The organism is Microcoleus sp. Z1_A1 (assembly GCF_036700305.1).
In the GTDB taxonomy this organism is placed as follows: domain Bacteria; phylum Cyanobacteriota; class Cyanobacteriia; order Cyanobacteriales; family Microcoleaceae; genus Microcoleus.
This window is the reverse complement of sequence record NZ_JAUBOR010000011.1, coordinates 147,350-162,862: the sequence shown is the minus strand read 5'-3', so window position 1 is coordinate 162,862 and position 15,513 is coordinate 147,350. Positions and strand designations below refer to the sequence as shown.

The window sequence follows — 15,513 nt, the reverse complement described above, 5'->3', positions numbered from 1 at the left end:
AATTTTATCCTTCAAACTCTTGAGTCGGTTTCAACCGACTTTTGCTATGAGGCAGGGGTTTAAACCCCTGCCGGACTGTCGATAATTTTATCCTTCAAACTCTTGAGTCGGTTTCAACCGACTTTTGCTATGAGGCAGGGGTTTAAACCCCTGCCGGACTATTGTTAATAGTGTACCGCTACGCGGGGCAATCGGTGTTTAAAACCGCAGAGAATTTCCCACGAAATAGTTCCTAAAGTCGCGGCCCAATCGTCAGCACTAATGTGATATTCCCCATCTTTGCCCAAAATAGTCACCACTTCACCGACTTCTAAATCGGGAATATCAGTTACATCCAGCATTAACTGATCCATCGTCACCGCGCCCACTTGCCGCACGAACTGACCCCTGACTAAAACCTGCATTTTATTAGAAAGATTGCGGGGAATACCATCTGCATAGCCGATACCAATTACGGCAATCTGTGTCTGCCGCTCAGCTATAAATTGATAGCCGTAACTGACGCCGGTTCCTGCTTCAATTGTTTTCACCTGCGTTACTCTAGCTTTTACCTGCATTGCGGGCTTCAAATTGGATCTCGACTGCAAGTGAGGAGCTGGATAAAGACCGTAGGTAGCTAAACCGACTCGCACTAAATCGTAGTGCAAATCCGGGTCAGCGAGGGCGGCAGCAGAGTTTGCCAAGTGGAGGCGAGGGGGGTTAATTCCTGCTATTTTAATTTGCTCGATCGCCTGTTGAAACCGCTGGTGTTGCTCTATCATAACTGCGGGGTCGGGACTGTCTGCAGTCGCCAAGTGAGAGTAAATACTGGCTAATTTTAAATTGGGCAACCGCTTGACTAATTGCACAAATTCTGTTGCTTCTTGCCAGGACGTACCCAAGCGAGACATTCCCGTATCTAACTTAGCGTGAACTGGCAAAGATTGGTTAATGCCTGCGAGAACTTCCGAAAAAATTAAGGCTTGTTTGGCAGTACAAATAGTGGGCTGCAAGTGCCAATGGGCGATCGCCTTTACCTGTGGGGCTGTATGGGTTGCCCCCAACAACAAAATCGGCGCTTCTATCCCAGCTTCTCGCAATTCTATTCCTTCGGGAATTGTCGCCACTCCCAGCCAACTAGCACCTGCTTGCAATGCTGTTTGACTGACTGCAACAGCACCATGCCCGTAGGCATCCGCTTTCACAACTGCCATCAGTTGTGTGTGAGGAGATAAGAGCTTTTTAAGCTGTTTTACATTGTGAGTTAAAGCTGCTAAATCGATTTCTACCCAAGCCCGCTGGCATAGTCCCCCGTAACCGTCCCCCAGCAACGTCTGGCGGGATTCTTTTGTCGTTGATTCTGCGGTTGTTTGTTCCCCACTCCACATTGTCGATCGCTCCTACTTGCTTACACCATTAAAAACTGCTCTCAAAACTGCTAGGATATTTTACCCTAAGTTTGATTATAAGATTTTTCCTTTAATCAATGTTATACAAGTTTGAAAAAAGAATGCAACGGTCGGCAAGCTGCAAACCCATATTCCATAAGTCATTCCCCATCTAAAATCTAAAATCTAAAATCTAAAATCTAAAATGGTATTAACTGGTGTATCATAGCACCAAAAATACCCGGTAAAAACTATGGACGGACTAGCCTACCTACATTTAGCTAAAACTTGGGAAACGGCTGCGAGTCAAACTCGATCGACCACCTCAAAAATGCACCTAAAGTTAGCCTCTACTCCTTTACTTTTCTTTACGATCGCTCTCACAATTTTCAATGTAGTCAATCCCGCACTCGCCATCAAAAAAGGTGATTCAGGCCCGGAAGTAGCCCAACTTCAGAAAACTCTACAAAACGCCGGCTATTTTCGCGGTAAGGCTACAGGATTTTACGGTTCTATCACCCAGGCTGCTGTGAAAAAGTTTCAAGCAGAGAACAACCTGAAAGTTGACGGAATAGTCGGCCCTAAAACTTTGTCAGCGCTGAAAGGTAAGCCGGAAGAGGCGAGTATTGAAGCTGCGGAAAAAATCGCGCCAAATGTCGATCAACCTTCGCCATCTCCTACCGCCACAGAAAACCGCAACGAACTCGAAGATAAAACTAAAACTCAGCCCCCAGAACCTCTATTTCAAGAACCCTCTCTGCCACCTTTTAAAACTGAAAATTCCGAAGATATAAAAAGTGAATCACCAACCACAAGGCTAGTAAATCCTCCCGACAACACTCAAGGAAAAATGACCTTGAAAAAAACAATTTACGGCAACATCTCGCCCAAATCAATAGTTTATTCGGGAGATGGCTTGTTTTTTGCTCAAAACATGATGTACCGTCACACAATCACAGTTTACGACAGGAACTTTAATTTAGTCAAAACTATTCCCGATACAGTAAACTTGTCGAAGTTCGGATTTTCTAAATTCAAAGGCAATTATAAAGGCTCTCCCGTAGAAGCCGCTTTTTCAACCGATGGCAAATATGCCTACGTCTCCAACTACAAAATGTACGGTTCGGGGTTTAGCAATCCGGGAACCGACAGGTGCTCTCCAGCCGCAAAACACGACCAAAGTTTTCTGTACCGCATCAATACCAAAACGTTAAAAATAGAAAAGGTAATTCCTGTAGGTGCAGTGCCGAAATTCAATGCTGTTTCGCCTGACAATCGCTTCGCCCTCGCTAGCAATTGGTGCAGTTGGGATTTGAGCATAGTTGATATCAATAAAAACATCGAAATCGAGCGGGTAAAACTGGGTGCCTATCCTCGCGGTATTGTTGTTACTCCCGACTCAAAAAATGCCTATGTTGCCATCATGGGTTCTTCCGACATTGCGAAAGTCAATCTCATAGACTTTTCGGTAGAATGGCTGAGAAATATTGGCAATGCGCCGCGTCATTTGACGATCGATCCCAACGGAAAGTATCTTTATGCCACTTTAAATGGTGAAGGAAATGTGGCCAAAATTGACCTACAAACTGGTAAAGTGGTGGACAAAGTTTCGACAGGAAGAGCACCTCGCAGCATGACAATTTCCGATCAGGGAAAACTGCTTTATGTGGTGAACTATTTCTCGAATACTGTTAGCAAAGTTAGGACTAGCGATATGAAAGTGCTGCAAACAGTGAAGGTTAATTCAAGCCCAATCGGCATTACCTACGATCCAGAAACTAATCAGGTTTGGGTAGCTTGCTATTCAGGCAGTATTATGGTGTTTCAAGATTAATTTAACTTGTTTCTATGTTCACTCAAGCGTGGACTAAGAAAGAAGGACTAAAGTCCTTACTACAAACTGGTTCGGAGTGAGAACTTTAGTCCTCAAAATTAAGGCGGTAGCAAACGTAATGATGCCTTTGCAACCGAATTTCATATCAATTACGAAGCTTTTAGATTAATTTTGTGCAAACTTATAAAAAGACAATCGATATCTTTACTACGAGGTACTAACTTATCTTTTCCAGTTAAGAGATGTTGTGTGATTAGTGGTGGAATGGGAAAGCAAGCTTTAATTTTAGTATCTTTAGCTTCAGGGCAATAAATTTCAAAATCATCTCGATTACTTACTTGTTCTTTCAATCGATCGATTATGGTGGTGTTTTGGTTATAGTTACATAAATCAATAATTATTATTACACCACCTACAGGTATTTCATTAAGCAAAAAATTGAGATTTGTTTGAACTGTAGATATATTATAAATTTCATTTAGACAATTTTGAAAAATGAACATTTGGCTTTTTTGAATTGTTGTTTTGATTGAGTAAAGAGAATTAGATTCGCATAAATCTAGGTAATTACTATTTAGCTTTAAATCTCCGGACCAGTATTCCGGTATCACAAATTTTTCGGTAATATTTCTGCTTAAAGTCCATTCCTCAGAAGCAATATCATATACATTAACAGTTAATCTTTTAATGTTTTGATACTTATCTGATAAGTATTTACTTAAGCCTACGATTTCTGGACATGGCCCTGCACCAAATAAGCATACTTCTAGCGTTTCGTTTGTTAGATTTTTCAATAAATTTTGAGCGTGTATCATTTCTAATATTTGAAAATTCATGTACGCATAATGGGGATAATAACGCATCAAATAAACTGCTTGAATTGACGGCTCCGAATAATTTACTTTAACCTGATTCGATCTATAAGAATACCACAATGCTTCTGCGGGTTTTTGTAATGATTGTAAATAGTTTTCAAAGGTTCCCTGGTGGTTTTTGTGATAAAAGTATGTCGAATTTTCTAATCCATCTAAAATGCAATTGTACAATATTGTCTTTGTTGTCTTTTTGATTGGTTTTGCTACTTCAGTTTTAACAGGAATTTTAGGTTTAATTTTTATGTCTTGATTTTTATGCTTAGCAATTACATTGTGCAGACTTTTTCGCTGTAGATTGAGAGATTTAACTTCTTCTTTAAGCCGCTCGACTTCAATCGCAATTGAGTTGTATTCTGCTTCAATCGTGGCTTTTGATTTAGTGTTGCTATCAATTGCCTGTACAAGTTTTATTCTTTTATTTTTCAGGCTTAAAATCTGATTTTCAATGCTTTTTAAATTTTCGGCATGGCTGCGGATATTTTCAAGTTCTCGGTCAGATTTTTTGCTTAAAACGAAGGCACTACTAAGGGTGCTAATTGTCGCTATACCACCTATGACAGCACTTTTATGAAGATTTTTTTCTACTGCTATACCCAAACAAAAAGCAATACTAAAGCTTAAGGTTCCTAATAAAAGTAGATTTTTCATAACTCAATTAACCCTGATTTGATAGCAGCGCTGAAATTTTATTTTCTTTATTTTAAACGGGTTTGATGATTCTAAAAGTTAGATTTATTCTTGGTTCCACAAATTTAGAAGTTTTAGGAATTTGATGTTGCCAGCAATGCTGGGTTTCACCTTTCATCAACAGCAAACTACCATTGAGCAAATTTATATCAATTTTGTAGTCTTTTGAAATTTTATGCTTTAAGGAAAATCGGCGAGTTGCCCCAAAGCTAATTGAGGCTATAATCGGATTTTTTCCTAATTCTGGCTCGTCATCGCTATGCCAGGAAACGCTATCTTTACCATCACGATATAGATTGAGAAGCACGCTATTAAAAGTAACTTTTGATATCTCTTCAGCTTTTGATTTAATTAATTTGAGTGTGGGAGTCCAAGGATCGGGATGCTGTTCGATGCCGGAATATGTATATGATTTGCCTTCATCTCCATACCAACCTGTAAGTCTGGGTAAAGGTATCTTTTTTCCATAAAAATGAATAATATCCTGTTTCCAGTTAATACTAGAATATAAATCTGAAAAAAGACGATCGCTTTCTTCGATGCTAAAAAAATTGGGATAGAAGAGCACTTCTCCATCAGTATCAATAACTACTGTTTCTTGAATATCGCTGCTATCGAGCTGATTATCCCCAAGTCTTATCTGATGATACATAATAATTGCCTCAAATCGAATCAATGAGTGTGGAATGATGATTTGACATGATTCCTGTGATTTTAACATCGATCTCAACTGCCCGCAAACCCAAGAAACCGGGTTTTTGGCTGATTCTGTCAGCTATGAGGAAGTATTGTCGCAAAAAACCCGGTTTCTGACGGCTCGCAAGCCCAAGAAACCGGGTTTTTGGCTGATTCTGTCAGCTATGAGGAAGTATTGTCGCAAAAAACCCGGTTTCTGACTACCCGCAAGCCCAAGTCAGACTCATAGAAAAAAGAAGGGCTTCATTCCTCTAATTAAAGCCGCACAACATACTCAGAAGCCTTTGCAGGTACTTGGCCTTTTTTTGCCATAGCTTGGTAAATCATGGCTGCTACTTCAGCGCGAGTTGCTGTTCTATTAGGCTGCAAAAGTGCGCGCTTCGGGTGGTTGACAACAATGCCAGCTTCTGTGGCTGATGCTACTTTGTTAACTGCCCATTTCGGCACTTTTTTCCTGTCTGTATAAACTTGTAAAGTTTTGGTTGTTTTTGTTGATGGTTTCAGGCTCAAACCGCTGGCTAAAGCTGCGATGACTTCGACACGGGGAATATTTTTGTCGGGACGGAACTCATTGTTTGGGTATCCTTTAAGATATCCAGTTGTGACGGTGTGGTCGATCGCCGGAGCTACAGGACTTTTGTCTTTTACGTCTTTAAAATCAATCGGTTTTCGGATCGGCTTTTTGTCGTCGGACATTCGCTGAATTAAGCGCGCTAGTTCGGCTCGCGTCATCGGTTCGTCGGGACGAAATTTGCTGTCGGTGAAATCAGTAAAGATTTTGCGATCGACTAAAGCGACAATGAACGGACGCGCCCAATATTTGTCGGGAACATCGGATAATATAACAGGCCCAACTTTGGGTTTATCGGCTTTGGGTTTATCGGCTTTGGGTTTATCGGCTTTCGGTTTGGTAATTGCTGGATCGGGAGTCGATCGCGCAATTGGCTTCGGAGGAACAACGATTACACCCACCGGAGGAGTTGCCGGTAAAATCGGCCCTAAAGGTGCCACAGGTGCGACATCTGGTTTTGACGGAAGGGGGGTTGTCGCGGGCGATCGCAAATCCGAACTTGGCGATTCTGGCGTTAATATTCCCGGAGTCGCGGGAGTAACAGCAGGCTGAGAGAAAACGGCTGGAAATTGCCAATTTCTGGCATTCAATCGATCGGGATTTTTACCTGTTACCCAAAATAAAATTGCTCCCATCGTGCCGAAGGCAACCAAGATAGCAATCAATTCATCCAATCCTAGAGGATTTCTTTCCCCTGACGGGGGTTGTGAAGAAGACATATTGTCACCTACATATCACTGTAGAAATTAAATCACATATTTTTTGGGTCTGGGGGAAACAGAGAAGGCTAAATCAATTATTCCAAAGTTTTCACTGTCAATACTTGCGGCGACGGGGCATCGGGAGGATATAGCAATCTTAAATGAATTGTAAAAAGATGTAGGGGTAGTGCTAAGTGCCTACCCCAGCCTCCTGGGGCAACCACGGGGGGTTGGCCCCTACAAAAATTACACAAATGATGCGAGGATTGCTATAGATAAAATCAACTTTTACCGATGTCAGTTGCTAATTTTTGTACTCTTCAACTCAGCGCCTTCTACTCCCGAAAGAGCGATTCCGACTCGGTTGACGAGAATTTCTGCCGCTACCAAAACTGGGCTGCCGCTTGTTTGGATTTTGACGTGGCTGTGGCGATCGCCTCAAAGTGCTGCCACCGTAACCCGAACCGGTCGATCGATTGCCATTAGGACGTACTGAGGGTCTTACTGGCTGGTTGTAGGTGGGCGATCGCAAGCGGCCGGTCGTCCTTAAAACTTGACGGTTTCTCACAACCGGAGGCGGAGTTCGATACCGAGTTTGATACTGCTGAACAGCTTGGTTGTAAGTATTACCATACCCGCCATATCCTGTCATAATCCCCGGCTGATAGACTGGCGGCATATAATATTGCGGTCTAAATAACAAACTGCCGATCGCCTGACCGGCCACAGCTCCAGCAAACGGTGCCCAGAAGCCAGATTGCTGCCGCACTACTACGGTTTGTGGCTGACCTGTTTGAGGATTAGGAACAGTTTCGGTAACGTTGTGAACGTACTCAATTTTAAAATCTTCTGTCAAATGCAAAACCGCTTGATTGTTCTCCACATTTAGATAACTTTTCTTGCCTGCCGATATTTCTTCATTTGTTAAGCGAGCCATTTGCAAATCCCTAGTGCGGTAAACTGGGGGACTGCCGGGGGGAGTATTCAGCAACATCAAACTGTATTCGCCATCAGCATCGTTGTAGGTAACTTGCTGTACGGGATATTGGCCTTGAGCCAAGTTATTGTTTGGTGCAGGGCGCACAGTGTTAATATTCGGATTTCCCGCAGGATTTGTAGAAGTTTGTGTGCGAGGTGAACCGCAGCCGGTTGCCGTCCACAAAAAAGTTAAAGCCATTAAATAAATTGTCAGTTTTCGCAGCATCATAAATAGTAATTGGTAATTGGGCATTGGGCATCGGGCATCGCGCATTGGTAGCAAATAACCCTTCGACTCCGCTCTGGGCACCGCAAATAACTAATAACTAATAACTAATAACTAATTACTCCTTCCTTAAATGGGAATAAGTTCGGGGAAATTGACCAACACTTGGTCGTTGGTAAGTTCGTCTCCCAACTGTGCGGGAGAAAAGTGAACTTGCACAGCTCGGAGCCTTTCTTGGTAATGTAAATTAATCAGTGCTTTTAAACCGACTTTCAGCGCGCTGATGTCCGCAAGGTCAGTTTCTAGGGCCGGAACTTCGCCTTCATAGGCAACTGTCAGCATCACCACCACATTTCTAGTTACCGGCAAAGACAAGGGGGAATTTTTATCGTAAACAGATGTACTGTATTGAGGCTCGCTGAGATAGCGATCGGCTGAATCAATGAAAAGTTCATCCACATAATCGCCCGCTTCGCCTTCATTCCAAAAAACATCGCCTTCATTGGCGGCTGCTTGCCAGTAGTTGTCGTACTGCAACAGGTGATTGCAAATTTCTACCAGACCTTCTCCTAAAACTGCTATGTCGCCATCGGCATCAATTGCTTGTCTGGCGGTGCGGTTGAGAACTCCTAACAGCGGTGCAACATCTTCGCCTGTTAGGTGAACGAACACCCGGCAAACTGCCAATCGAGTTTTACCTGTAAATTGATTGAATCGATCGCGCCAAGCATTCATAACCTAATAGTTGTAATCTGTAGGGCTATATTTCCAACGATAGCAGGGGATTTGAACTCTTGCCGTCTACCCTCAGATTGATCTGAAGAGTATTTTTAGCGATCGCCTCGGCAGCGTACTGTCTCGCTTTGACTCATCTAATTTTATAGCAGTTTTCAATCGGATCAAATACAGTTCAAATACAGTAGGAAAACCGCACAGCCTTGTCCTGACGGAGAGCAGCGACTTTTAATAATTGCTATGAGATTGATGATGGTAGCAAGAGTTTTTTTAATTGATATTAATTCAGCGCTCGTTTGCTGAGCCGGAATATGATACTGGTGCGATCGATTCATCTGTCTATTGTTTGCAGTGCTTCGCGATCGCCATGACAAGAAATTGTAGGGTAGATAATTTAGACTCAAAAAACCTCCAATCTTGCAAGATTGGAGGTGCGCTAAGCGAATACGTTGGTTTGAGATAACTATTTGACGATCGCGCTTTGGACTTGTTCGATCGCAATTTCAGAACTCAACTCAGCAACTGGCGAAACCGGCAAATCCAGCTCGCCACCTGGAGCTTCTGGGTGTTCGCGAACGACTGCAACCGCATTTGCTGACTCAGCTACAGCACCCGCCGCCGCCAAATCGAGCAACGCCGGAACTTCCAAGTGTCCAGAAACACCTGCATCTGCGATCGGAGCCGACTCTTCAAAAACTTCAAAATTATCGGTCATCGCAGCGCAAGCAGCAGAAGCGCGCTTGCCGGCACGGTAGCTCATGTAAGCAGCACCGCCACCCAAAACTCCAGCCAAACCGAGGAAACCGAGAGCTGCTGTTTTGTAGGATTTCCACGGATTAATGCGCTCCGAGCCGCCGGAACCTAGGAGGGTTGTCGCAGAACCAGATTTAGACGCGCTAGATTTGCTGTAGGAACAGGGGAAAGCAGATGCGGCGTCACCTATGGCGATGCTGCTTGCGATCGCGACTACGGAAGCAATGCCAGCTAACACTTGAAACTTCTTCATGATGCTTGGGAGATTGTAAAGGATAATTAAAAAATTAATGGTAACAGCTCTTTACAAATCTATCAACTCTGCGCGCCGTCCATATCGCGGATCGATCGCAAAAGTCAGCTATAGCCTCACGCACTTCAAATTTAAAATTGCCCGCTTAAAAAACTGGAATGGTTATTATGTAAGCATTTGGGCGAACAGATCGGTGGAAGTTCAAGTTTTGTGAACCCATACTTGGATCGCGCCCAAATTAGAAAATCTGAGGTGAGACAGTAGAAATTTTAATTACAGAGCGGCAAACACTTGGTGACAAACTACTTTTAAGGCTACTTTTGTAAAGGCTTAGTTATTGGAAAAACTCTTATTTTTATGACAGACAGCGCGAATCAAGGCATTGACCGAGCTCCTCGCCGATTGTTGGTGACGGGCGGGGCTGGATTTATCGGCTCGAATTTTGTGCATCACTGGTGCAGCAGCTATCCGGGCGATCGAGTAGTGGTACTCGATGCTTTAACCTACGCCGGAAACAGAAAAACCCTGGCAACTTTGGAAGGAGGCGAAAATTTTCGATTTGTGCAGGGGGATATTTGCGATCGTACCTTAGTCGATACCTTGCTCAAAGAAGAAAACATCACCACAGTCGCCCACTTTGCCGCAGAATCCCACGTTGACAGGTCAATTATCGGGCCTGCCGCCTTTGTTCAAACCAACGTTGTCGGAACCTTCACACTTTTAGAAGCCTTCCGCAAGCATTTTGAAGCCATTGATGAGGCATCTCTCAAAACCCAAATGCGCTTCCTCCACGTTTCTACCGACGAAGTTTACGGCAGTCTCAGCCCCGATGACCCAGCCTTCACAGAAACAACGGCCTACTCGCCCAACAGTCCCTACTCAGCCTCCAAAGCTGGTAGCGACCACCTCGCCCGCGCCTATTTCCACACCTACGGCGTCCCGACAATTATCACCAACTGTTCCAACAATTACGGCCCCTATCACTTCCCAGAAAAGCTCATTCCATTAATGTGCATCAATATGTTATTGGGCAAACCGCTGCCAGTATACGGCGACGGTCAAAACGTGCGAGATTGGCTGTACGTTCTCGACCACTGCCGCGCTTTAGATGTCGTTATTCACCGTGGTCAGCCTGGGGAAACCTACAATGTTGGCGGCAACAACGAGGTAAAAAATCTCGATTTAGTGAAAATGCTGTGTCAGCTAATGGACGAATTAGCTTCTGATTTACCCGCCCGTCCTTGCGAACAATTGATCGCATTTGTCAAAGACAGAGCCGGGCACGATCGGCGTTATGCTATTGATGCCACCAAAATTAAAACAGAGTTAGGTTGGACTCCCTCAGTAACCGTTGAAGAAGGTTTGCGACAGACTGTAGAATGGTACTTAGCCCATCGGGAGTGGTGGGAACCCCTGCTTTCGGAGGAATATCAAACTTACTACCGGAAAGTCTACTCTAACTAATCTCCTCCTGGACGCACCGGCTACAAAAAACCAGAACCAGTAAAAAACTGGTTTTCCAGCTCAAGAGTGCGTCCAACAAAGGTTTCTGTCTTGCCTTCAAGCTTTACATTTAAACTCTCGCCGCAGAAACCGGGTTAGAGAAAGGAAAATTTTTAGTTGAGTGCGATCGATCTGAGTTAAAAAACCTGTTTTCTTTTGTCTTTGCTCCTAACTTCAGATTTAATTAGGTGAAGGTAGATATCACACATATTTGCTCTTGTCAATCTTTGTGAAGATTTAGTGAAAAATCATCCCAAACGCATAAATTTAAGTGTTTGTAGCTGATAATTTTAATAGAGTTACAAGCTTAAGCATTTTAGAAGCTTTTAGGAAAAACAAAAAGCAGCAATGACCGAAATAAACTCGCTCAAGCACATCCAAGAACCTAAATACTGGCTGTTAGGCATCGCCTCCGGTTTGATTGCCATACACCTAACTCTGACTTCCCGAACAAACGACACTGACCTGTTCGGTACAATGTTACTGTTTTGGGGAGTCGTAGCATTTCTAATTTGGGAAAGGCACGAGTCTTTAAATTTTGAAAGCGGAATTTTCGCCAGCTTTTTTGGGACAGCGTTAATTGCTTTAATATTGCTCAAAAGTTCGTCGATATCGGGATACGACTTTTTTATCCGAGCAACGCCTTTTTTGTCTGGAATCAGTCTCGCCTTGCTGGCTTCCGGCACAAAAGGACTGAAACAATATTGGCAGGAACTTCTAATTCTTGCGTATACAGCTATTCCTCCCGGATTGATCGGAGTATTTGTTGATGTTCCAAAATTAACAGCTAAATTTTCAGCTTTCATCCTGCACTATGTAGGATTTGAAGTAGTGCGGAAAGGGGTTTTTCTAATCCTGGAAAAGGGAAGCGTGGAAGTGAATCACGGCTGTTCCGGGGTGAATGCGATGCTACAATTGTTAGGACTAGCTCTGGTTTTCTTACTGATGTTTCCTACCACTACGGGTCAGAAAATGGTATTGCCATTCGTGGCAATAATTACTGCATTTGTAGTGAATGCCGCGCGAGTTGGTCTCCTGGCCGTGCTGGTATCGCTATCTCAACCCGAAGCATTTAAATACTGGCACGAAGGAAATGGTTCGGTAATATTTTCGATGATTGCTGTATTTATTTTCGGGTTATTCTGTTGGTTTGCAATTTTGAAAAACCAACCCCCAAATCAGGAAGGACAGAATTGCTAATGGCTATTACCTCTTGGAAACCACTTAGGCTTTCCCTGTTGGCTGTTACTTTGGGAGGGGTTTTGTTGGTTGCCGGAAAGTTGGTTTTCTATCCATCGGACGGCAAGAATGTGGCAACCCCGTTTGAGTTTCCCGAGTCGGTGCCTCTAGCCGATTGGAAACTAAACAAGAGCGCGCTTCTGGAAATCAAGGAAAATTCAGAATTCAAAGCTGCCAGGAAATATGAATATCAAAAAAATAGCATGGCTCTAGAAATAGAGATGCGCTATGCAGTAGACACCATTGGGGATGTGGAAGGTATGATGAGGGGACATACTGTTCTCAAGTCGTCTCCTGGTAAACTAGCATTGGCAAACACTCAAGGCGCAGGGTTTCACGGAATTTTGCAACAGCAAAATCGACTGTATTTGAGTTCGTGTATCAATCCTAATGGCAGTGCTACAGTAACTTCCCAACAGTTTAGATATAATCGAAATACTCGAGATTGGCAGCCAAACCGTATTCTGTTTTGGTTGTTGGGTAGGGGAAATATTCAAGACCGGCGCTGTTTGTGGACTCAGATGTCTGTGCCTTTGGATAAAACAAATCCAGAAGATGCCAAAAAAATTCTAGAGAATGCTTGGGTTTCTTGGTATGAGTGGTGGCAGCCGCGATTCCCCGAACCTTGACTCGATTCAGTCGATTTTAGCTTTTAGCTTTTAGCTTTTAGATTTAATCCACAGGTGAATCTGGAAGCTTGAACAAGAGTCTAAAATGTTTGACTATCCACGACTTTGGTCGGGGGATTGTATCCGTTATTGGGCGGCGTCAAGAGAGATTTTTCTTAACAACAACTCTGATTATTTTATGAATGACTTACAAGGCGAACAAGGTTTTTCTATCTACAGACTGCGTTGGATTGGCTACGGTCTATTAATTTTGTCTGTATTAGATACGATTGCAGTTCTTATACCAGCCAATTTTGGCAATCGCCTCTGGGAATTGCAAACGATTGGGGCTGTAGTGGAACGGGTGCCAGTTCCTTTACTGGCAATGGCGCTGATATTTTTTGGCGAAGGATACGAACGCCGAGGTTTGGAAGACCTTTTTTTGAAGGTTTTGTCTTGGGTTTGTCTGCTGCTAGGTCTGGTTTTTCTGTTGATGCTACCTTTGGGAATTTTTGGCACTATCTACGTCAACAATCAAAACAACCAGCAAATTACTACTCAAGCAAACCAACAATTAGCTCAGTTGCAGCAGGTGGAAGAACGGCTGAATAAGGGTAGTCCTGAAGATTTAAGGAATTTGGCGGGGGAACTTACCCGTTTGGGGGTACAAGCGGATACGCAAAACCCACAGCAATTGAAAGAGCAAATTCTTTCGAGAATTACTCCGGCTAAGGAACGGTTACAGACGCAAAGTGCTGCGGTTCAGCAAAGTCAGCGCTTGGGGTTATTTAAAAATGCGATTAAGTGGCTGCTGGGCGCGCTGATTTCTAGTGTTTTGTTTTTTACGCTGTGGCGCGGTACTGACTGGGCTCGCTAGTAGTTTTGAGTTTTGAGTTGCGAGTTTTGAGCTAGTAAGGTGCGCCTAGCGCACCCGGAGAGACTTGTTGAGGACTAAGGTGCGCCCTGCCCTGTACACGCAGCCCGCGTCTTGGTGGTTAAAAAGACCCTCAAACCCTGGAAATTTCGTTGGGGGCAGCGCTCCCTCTTCTTCTTTTCAAAAGATATTATCGGTAATAAATCTTGTTTATTGCCGATAGCCAACACCGAGAATGAGGCAAATCGCTTGTTAGCGCAGCCCTCGAAGAGGAACGCACCTTGACCAAGAAACTGGGTACAAGCCTCGCCCTTTTAGGGCGACTTTAGTTAAAACTTGTGAATAAGCGTTCCGGCCTTTCTTCACGACTGTATAATCAGAGTAGGAGGATAGAGCAAGTGTTTAACTTAACCTACGAGTACAAATTAAGACCAACGCCAGCGCAAGCAGCCATTTTTGAAGATTGGCTGGAACAGTGTCGTCGCGTTTATAACTACGCGCTGGCAGAGCGCAAGCATTGGTTTCATTCTCGTAGTTGCCAGGTTAACGCTTGCTCTATCCGCTCTGAATTTATTATTGGGGCCGAAACAAAACGACCAACTTATGCTAGTCAGTGCAAGAACTTAACCGCAGCCAGGGCAAGTATATCGGCTTTGGGTGCCGTTGCCGTACACGTTTTGCAACAAACATTGAGACGGCTTGAAAAAGCGTTTGTCAGTATGTGGGAACAAAAGCACGGTTTTCCTCGCTTTAAAAAAGCGGGAACAATGCGGTCTTTTGTCTTCCCTCAATTGGGGGTTGATCCGGTTCAGAATGGAAAAGTAAAATTACCCAAGATTGGATTGGTTAAACTTCACCAATCGCGTCCTATTCCTGATGGGGCAACTATCAAACAAGCCAGAATCGTCAAGAGAGCCAGCGGTTGGTATGTAATGCTAACCCTACAATGGGACGTGTCAGTGCCGTCGGTTATGCCACACGGCGAGGGGATTGGGATTGATGTTGGCTTAACTAATTTCATAGCAACTTCTAACGGTCTTTTAGTCAAGCGCCAAAAGTTTTTTGTTGAGGCCGAACGCAAGCTTAAATTGCTGCAACAGCGCGTCAGTCGGAAAAAGTTAGGCTCAAATAATTGGAAAAAGGCTCAGAAGAAAGTTTCTCAACTGCACGAGGACATTGCAAACTGTCGCCAAGACTGGCACTGGAAATTGTCTCACCAACTCTGTAAAGATGTGGGGATGATATTTGTTGAGGACTTGAACCTAGTAGGATTGTCTAGAGCAATACTAGGTAAACATTGCTTAGAGGCAAGCTGGGGTCAGTTCTTCACAATATTAGAGCAAACCTGTTTTAAGCATGGCGTGTACTTCCAGAAAGTAAGCACTCATAAAACAAGTCAGATTTGTCCTAGTTGTGGTGTAGAAACGGGCAAAAAAGAATTGTCAGAGCGCACCCACACCTGCTCAAGTTGTAACTACACAACTGATAGGGATATTGCAGCAGCTCAAGTAGTTCTTATTAGAGGACTTGCAGCCGTAGGGCATACGGTCAAGATGCTTTCTTGCAAGTAAATTCGTCGGAATCCCGGTGAAGGAAGAATCCTCGTACCTGAT

The 15,513-nt window shown here is 43.7% G+C and carries 13 protein-coding genes; 6 read left to right on the top strand and 7 right to left on the bottom strand.

Annotation, left to right across the window (positions count from 1 at the left end; all coding sequences use genetic code 11):
• Positions 1–164: 164 nt before the first annotated feature.
• Positions 165–1,367, bottom strand: coding sequence for an alanine racemase (gene alr, locus QT973_RS10195; protein WP_333058159.1), 1,203 nt, complete (start codon positions 1,365–1,367; stop codon positions 165–167).
• 253 nt (positions 1,368–1,620) lie between these two features.
• Here alr and QT973_RS10190 point away from each other — a divergent pair, with 253 nt between their 5' ends.
• The gene (locus tag QT973_RS10190; protein WP_333391263.1) at positions 1,621–3,201 is read left to right on the top strand and encodes a peptidoglycan-binding protein; all 1,581 of its coding nucleotides are present in this window, start codon (positions 1,621–1,623) and stop codon (positions 3,199–3,201) included.
• Positions 3,202–3,350: 149 nt separating this feature from the next.
• On the opposite strand, the gene QT973_RS10185 is transcribed toward QT973_RS10190, so the two are convergent.
• From QT973_RS10185 to QT973_RS10160, 6 genes are all read right to left on the bottom strand, one after another.
• Entirely contained in the window at positions 3,351–4,724 is a 1,374-nt protein-coding gene (locus tag QT973_RS10185) for a hypothetical protein (RefSeq protein WP_333391261.1), read from the bottom strand.
• 52 nt (positions 4,725–4,776) lie between these two features.
• Positions 4,777–5,484, bottom strand: coding sequence for an alpha-ketoglutarate-dependent dioxygenase AlkB (locus QT973_RS10180; protein WP_333233773.1), 708 nt, complete (start codon positions 5,482–5,484; stop codon positions 4,777–4,779).
• A 230-nt stretch (positions 5,485–5,714) separates the two neighbouring features.
• Entirely contained in the window at positions 5,715–6,749 is a 1,035-nt protein-coding gene (locus QT973_RS10175) for an S-layer homology domain-containing protein (protein WP_333058155.1), read from the bottom strand.
• 307 nt (positions 6,750–7,056) lie between these two features.
• Entirely contained in the window at positions 7,057–7,938 is an 882-nt protein-coding gene (locus QT973_RS10170; RefSeq protein WP_333262161.1) for a hypothetical protein, read from the bottom strand.
• Positions 7,939–8,064: 126 nt separating this feature from the next.
• Entirely contained in the window at positions 8,065–8,670 is a 606-nt protein-coding gene (locus QT973_RS10165; RefSeq protein ID WP_333058150.1) for a DUF1517 domain-containing protein, read from the bottom strand.
• Positions 8,671–9,133: 463 nt separating this feature from the next.
• On the bottom strand, positions 9,134–9,676 hold the full coding sequence (locus QT973_RS10160) for a hypothetical protein (protein WP_333236752.1): 543 nt from the start codon (positions 9,674–9,676) through the stop codon (positions 9,134–9,136).
• Positions 9,677–10,033: 357 nt separating this feature from the next.
• On the opposite strand from QT973_RS10160, the gene rfbB reads away from it, so the two are divergent.
• From rfbB to QT973_RS10135, 5 genes are all read left to right on the top strand, one after another.
• Positions 10,034–11,140 (top strand): dTDP-glucose 4,6-dehydratase, encoded by a 1,107-nt coding sequence (rfbB, locus tag QT973_RS10155; RefSeq protein ID WP_333058147.1) that lies wholly within the window; start codon positions 10,034–10,036, stop codon positions 11,138–11,140.
• A 387-nt stretch (positions 11,141–11,527) separates the two neighbouring features.
• Positions 11,528–12,379: a cyanoexosortase A gene (gene crtA, locus QT973_RS10150; protein WP_333058146.1), complete on the top strand. Its 852-nt coding sequence runs from the start codon at positions 11,528–11,530 to the stop codon at positions 12,377–12,379.
• Positions 12,379–13,047: a cyanoexosortase A system-associated protein gene (locus QT973_RS10145; RefSeq protein ID WP_333058145.1), complete on the top strand. Its 669-nt coding sequence runs from the start codon at positions 12,379–12,381 to the stop codon at positions 13,045–13,047. Before crtA ends, QT973_RS10145 begins: the two co-directional genes overlap by 1 nt.
• Positions 13,048–13,225: 178 nt before the next feature.
• Positions 13,226–13,903, top strand: a complete 678-nt coding sequence (hpsJ-A, locus tag QT973_RS10140) for an HpsJ-like protein, cyanoexosortase A-associated (protein WP_333058144.1) — start codon at positions 13,226–13,228, stop codon at positions 13,901–13,903.
• Between the two features lie 395 nt (positions 13,904–14,298).
• Entirely contained in the window at positions 14,299–15,471 is a 1,173-nt protein-coding gene (locus tag QT973_RS10135; protein ID WP_333058143.1) for a transposase, read from the top strand.
• The last annotated feature ends 42 nt before the right edge of the window (positions 15,472–15,513 follow it).

Bases quoted from the DNA above. Each gene is read 5' to 3' on its own strand.
- alr (WP_333058159.1), bottom strand. From the start codon at position 1,367: ATGTGGAGTGGGGAACAAACAACCGCAGAATCAACGACAAAAGAATCC.
- QT973_RS10190 (WP_333391263.1), top strand. From the start codon at position 1,621: ATGGACGGACTAGCCTACCTACATTTAGCTAAAACTTGGGAAACGGCT.
- QT973_RS10185 (WP_333391261.1), bottom strand. From the start codon at position 4,724: ATGAAAAATCTACTTTTATTAGGAACCTTAAGCTTTAGTATTGCTTTT.
- QT973_RS10180 (WP_333233773.1), bottom strand. From the start codon at position 5,484: ATGTTAAAATCACAGGAATCATGTCAAATCATCATTCCACACTCATTG.
- QT973_RS10175 (WP_333058155.1), bottom strand. From the start codon at position 6,749: ATGTCTTCTTCACAACCCCCGTCAGGGGAAAGAAATCCTCTAGGATTG.
- QT973_RS10170 (WP_333262161.1), bottom strand. From the start codon at position 7,938: ATGATGCTGCGAAAACTGACAATTTATTTAATGGCTTTAACTTTTTTG.
- QT973_RS10165 (WP_333058150.1), bottom strand. From the start codon at position 8,670: ATGAATGCTTGGCGCGATCGATTCAATCAATTTACAGGTAAAACTCGA.
- QT973_RS10160 (WP_333236752.1), bottom strand. From the start codon at position 9,676: ATGAAGAAGTTTCAAGTGTTAGCTGGCATTGCTTCCGTAGTCGCGATC.
- rfbB (WP_333058147.1), top strand. From the start codon at position 10,034: ATGACAGACAGCGCGAATCAAGGCATTGACCGAGCTCCTCGCCGATTG.
- crtA (WP_333058146.1), top strand. From the start codon at position 11,528: ATGACCGAAATAAACTCGCTCAAGCACATCCAAGAACCTAAATACTGG.
- QT973_RS10145 (WP_333058145.1), top strand. From the start codon at position 12,379: ATGGCTATTACCTCTTGGAAACCACTTAGGCTTTCCCTGTTGGCTGTT.
- hpsJ-A (WP_333058144.1), top strand. From the start codon at position 13,226: ATGAATGACTTACAAGGCGAACAAGGTTTTTCTATCTACAGACTGCGT.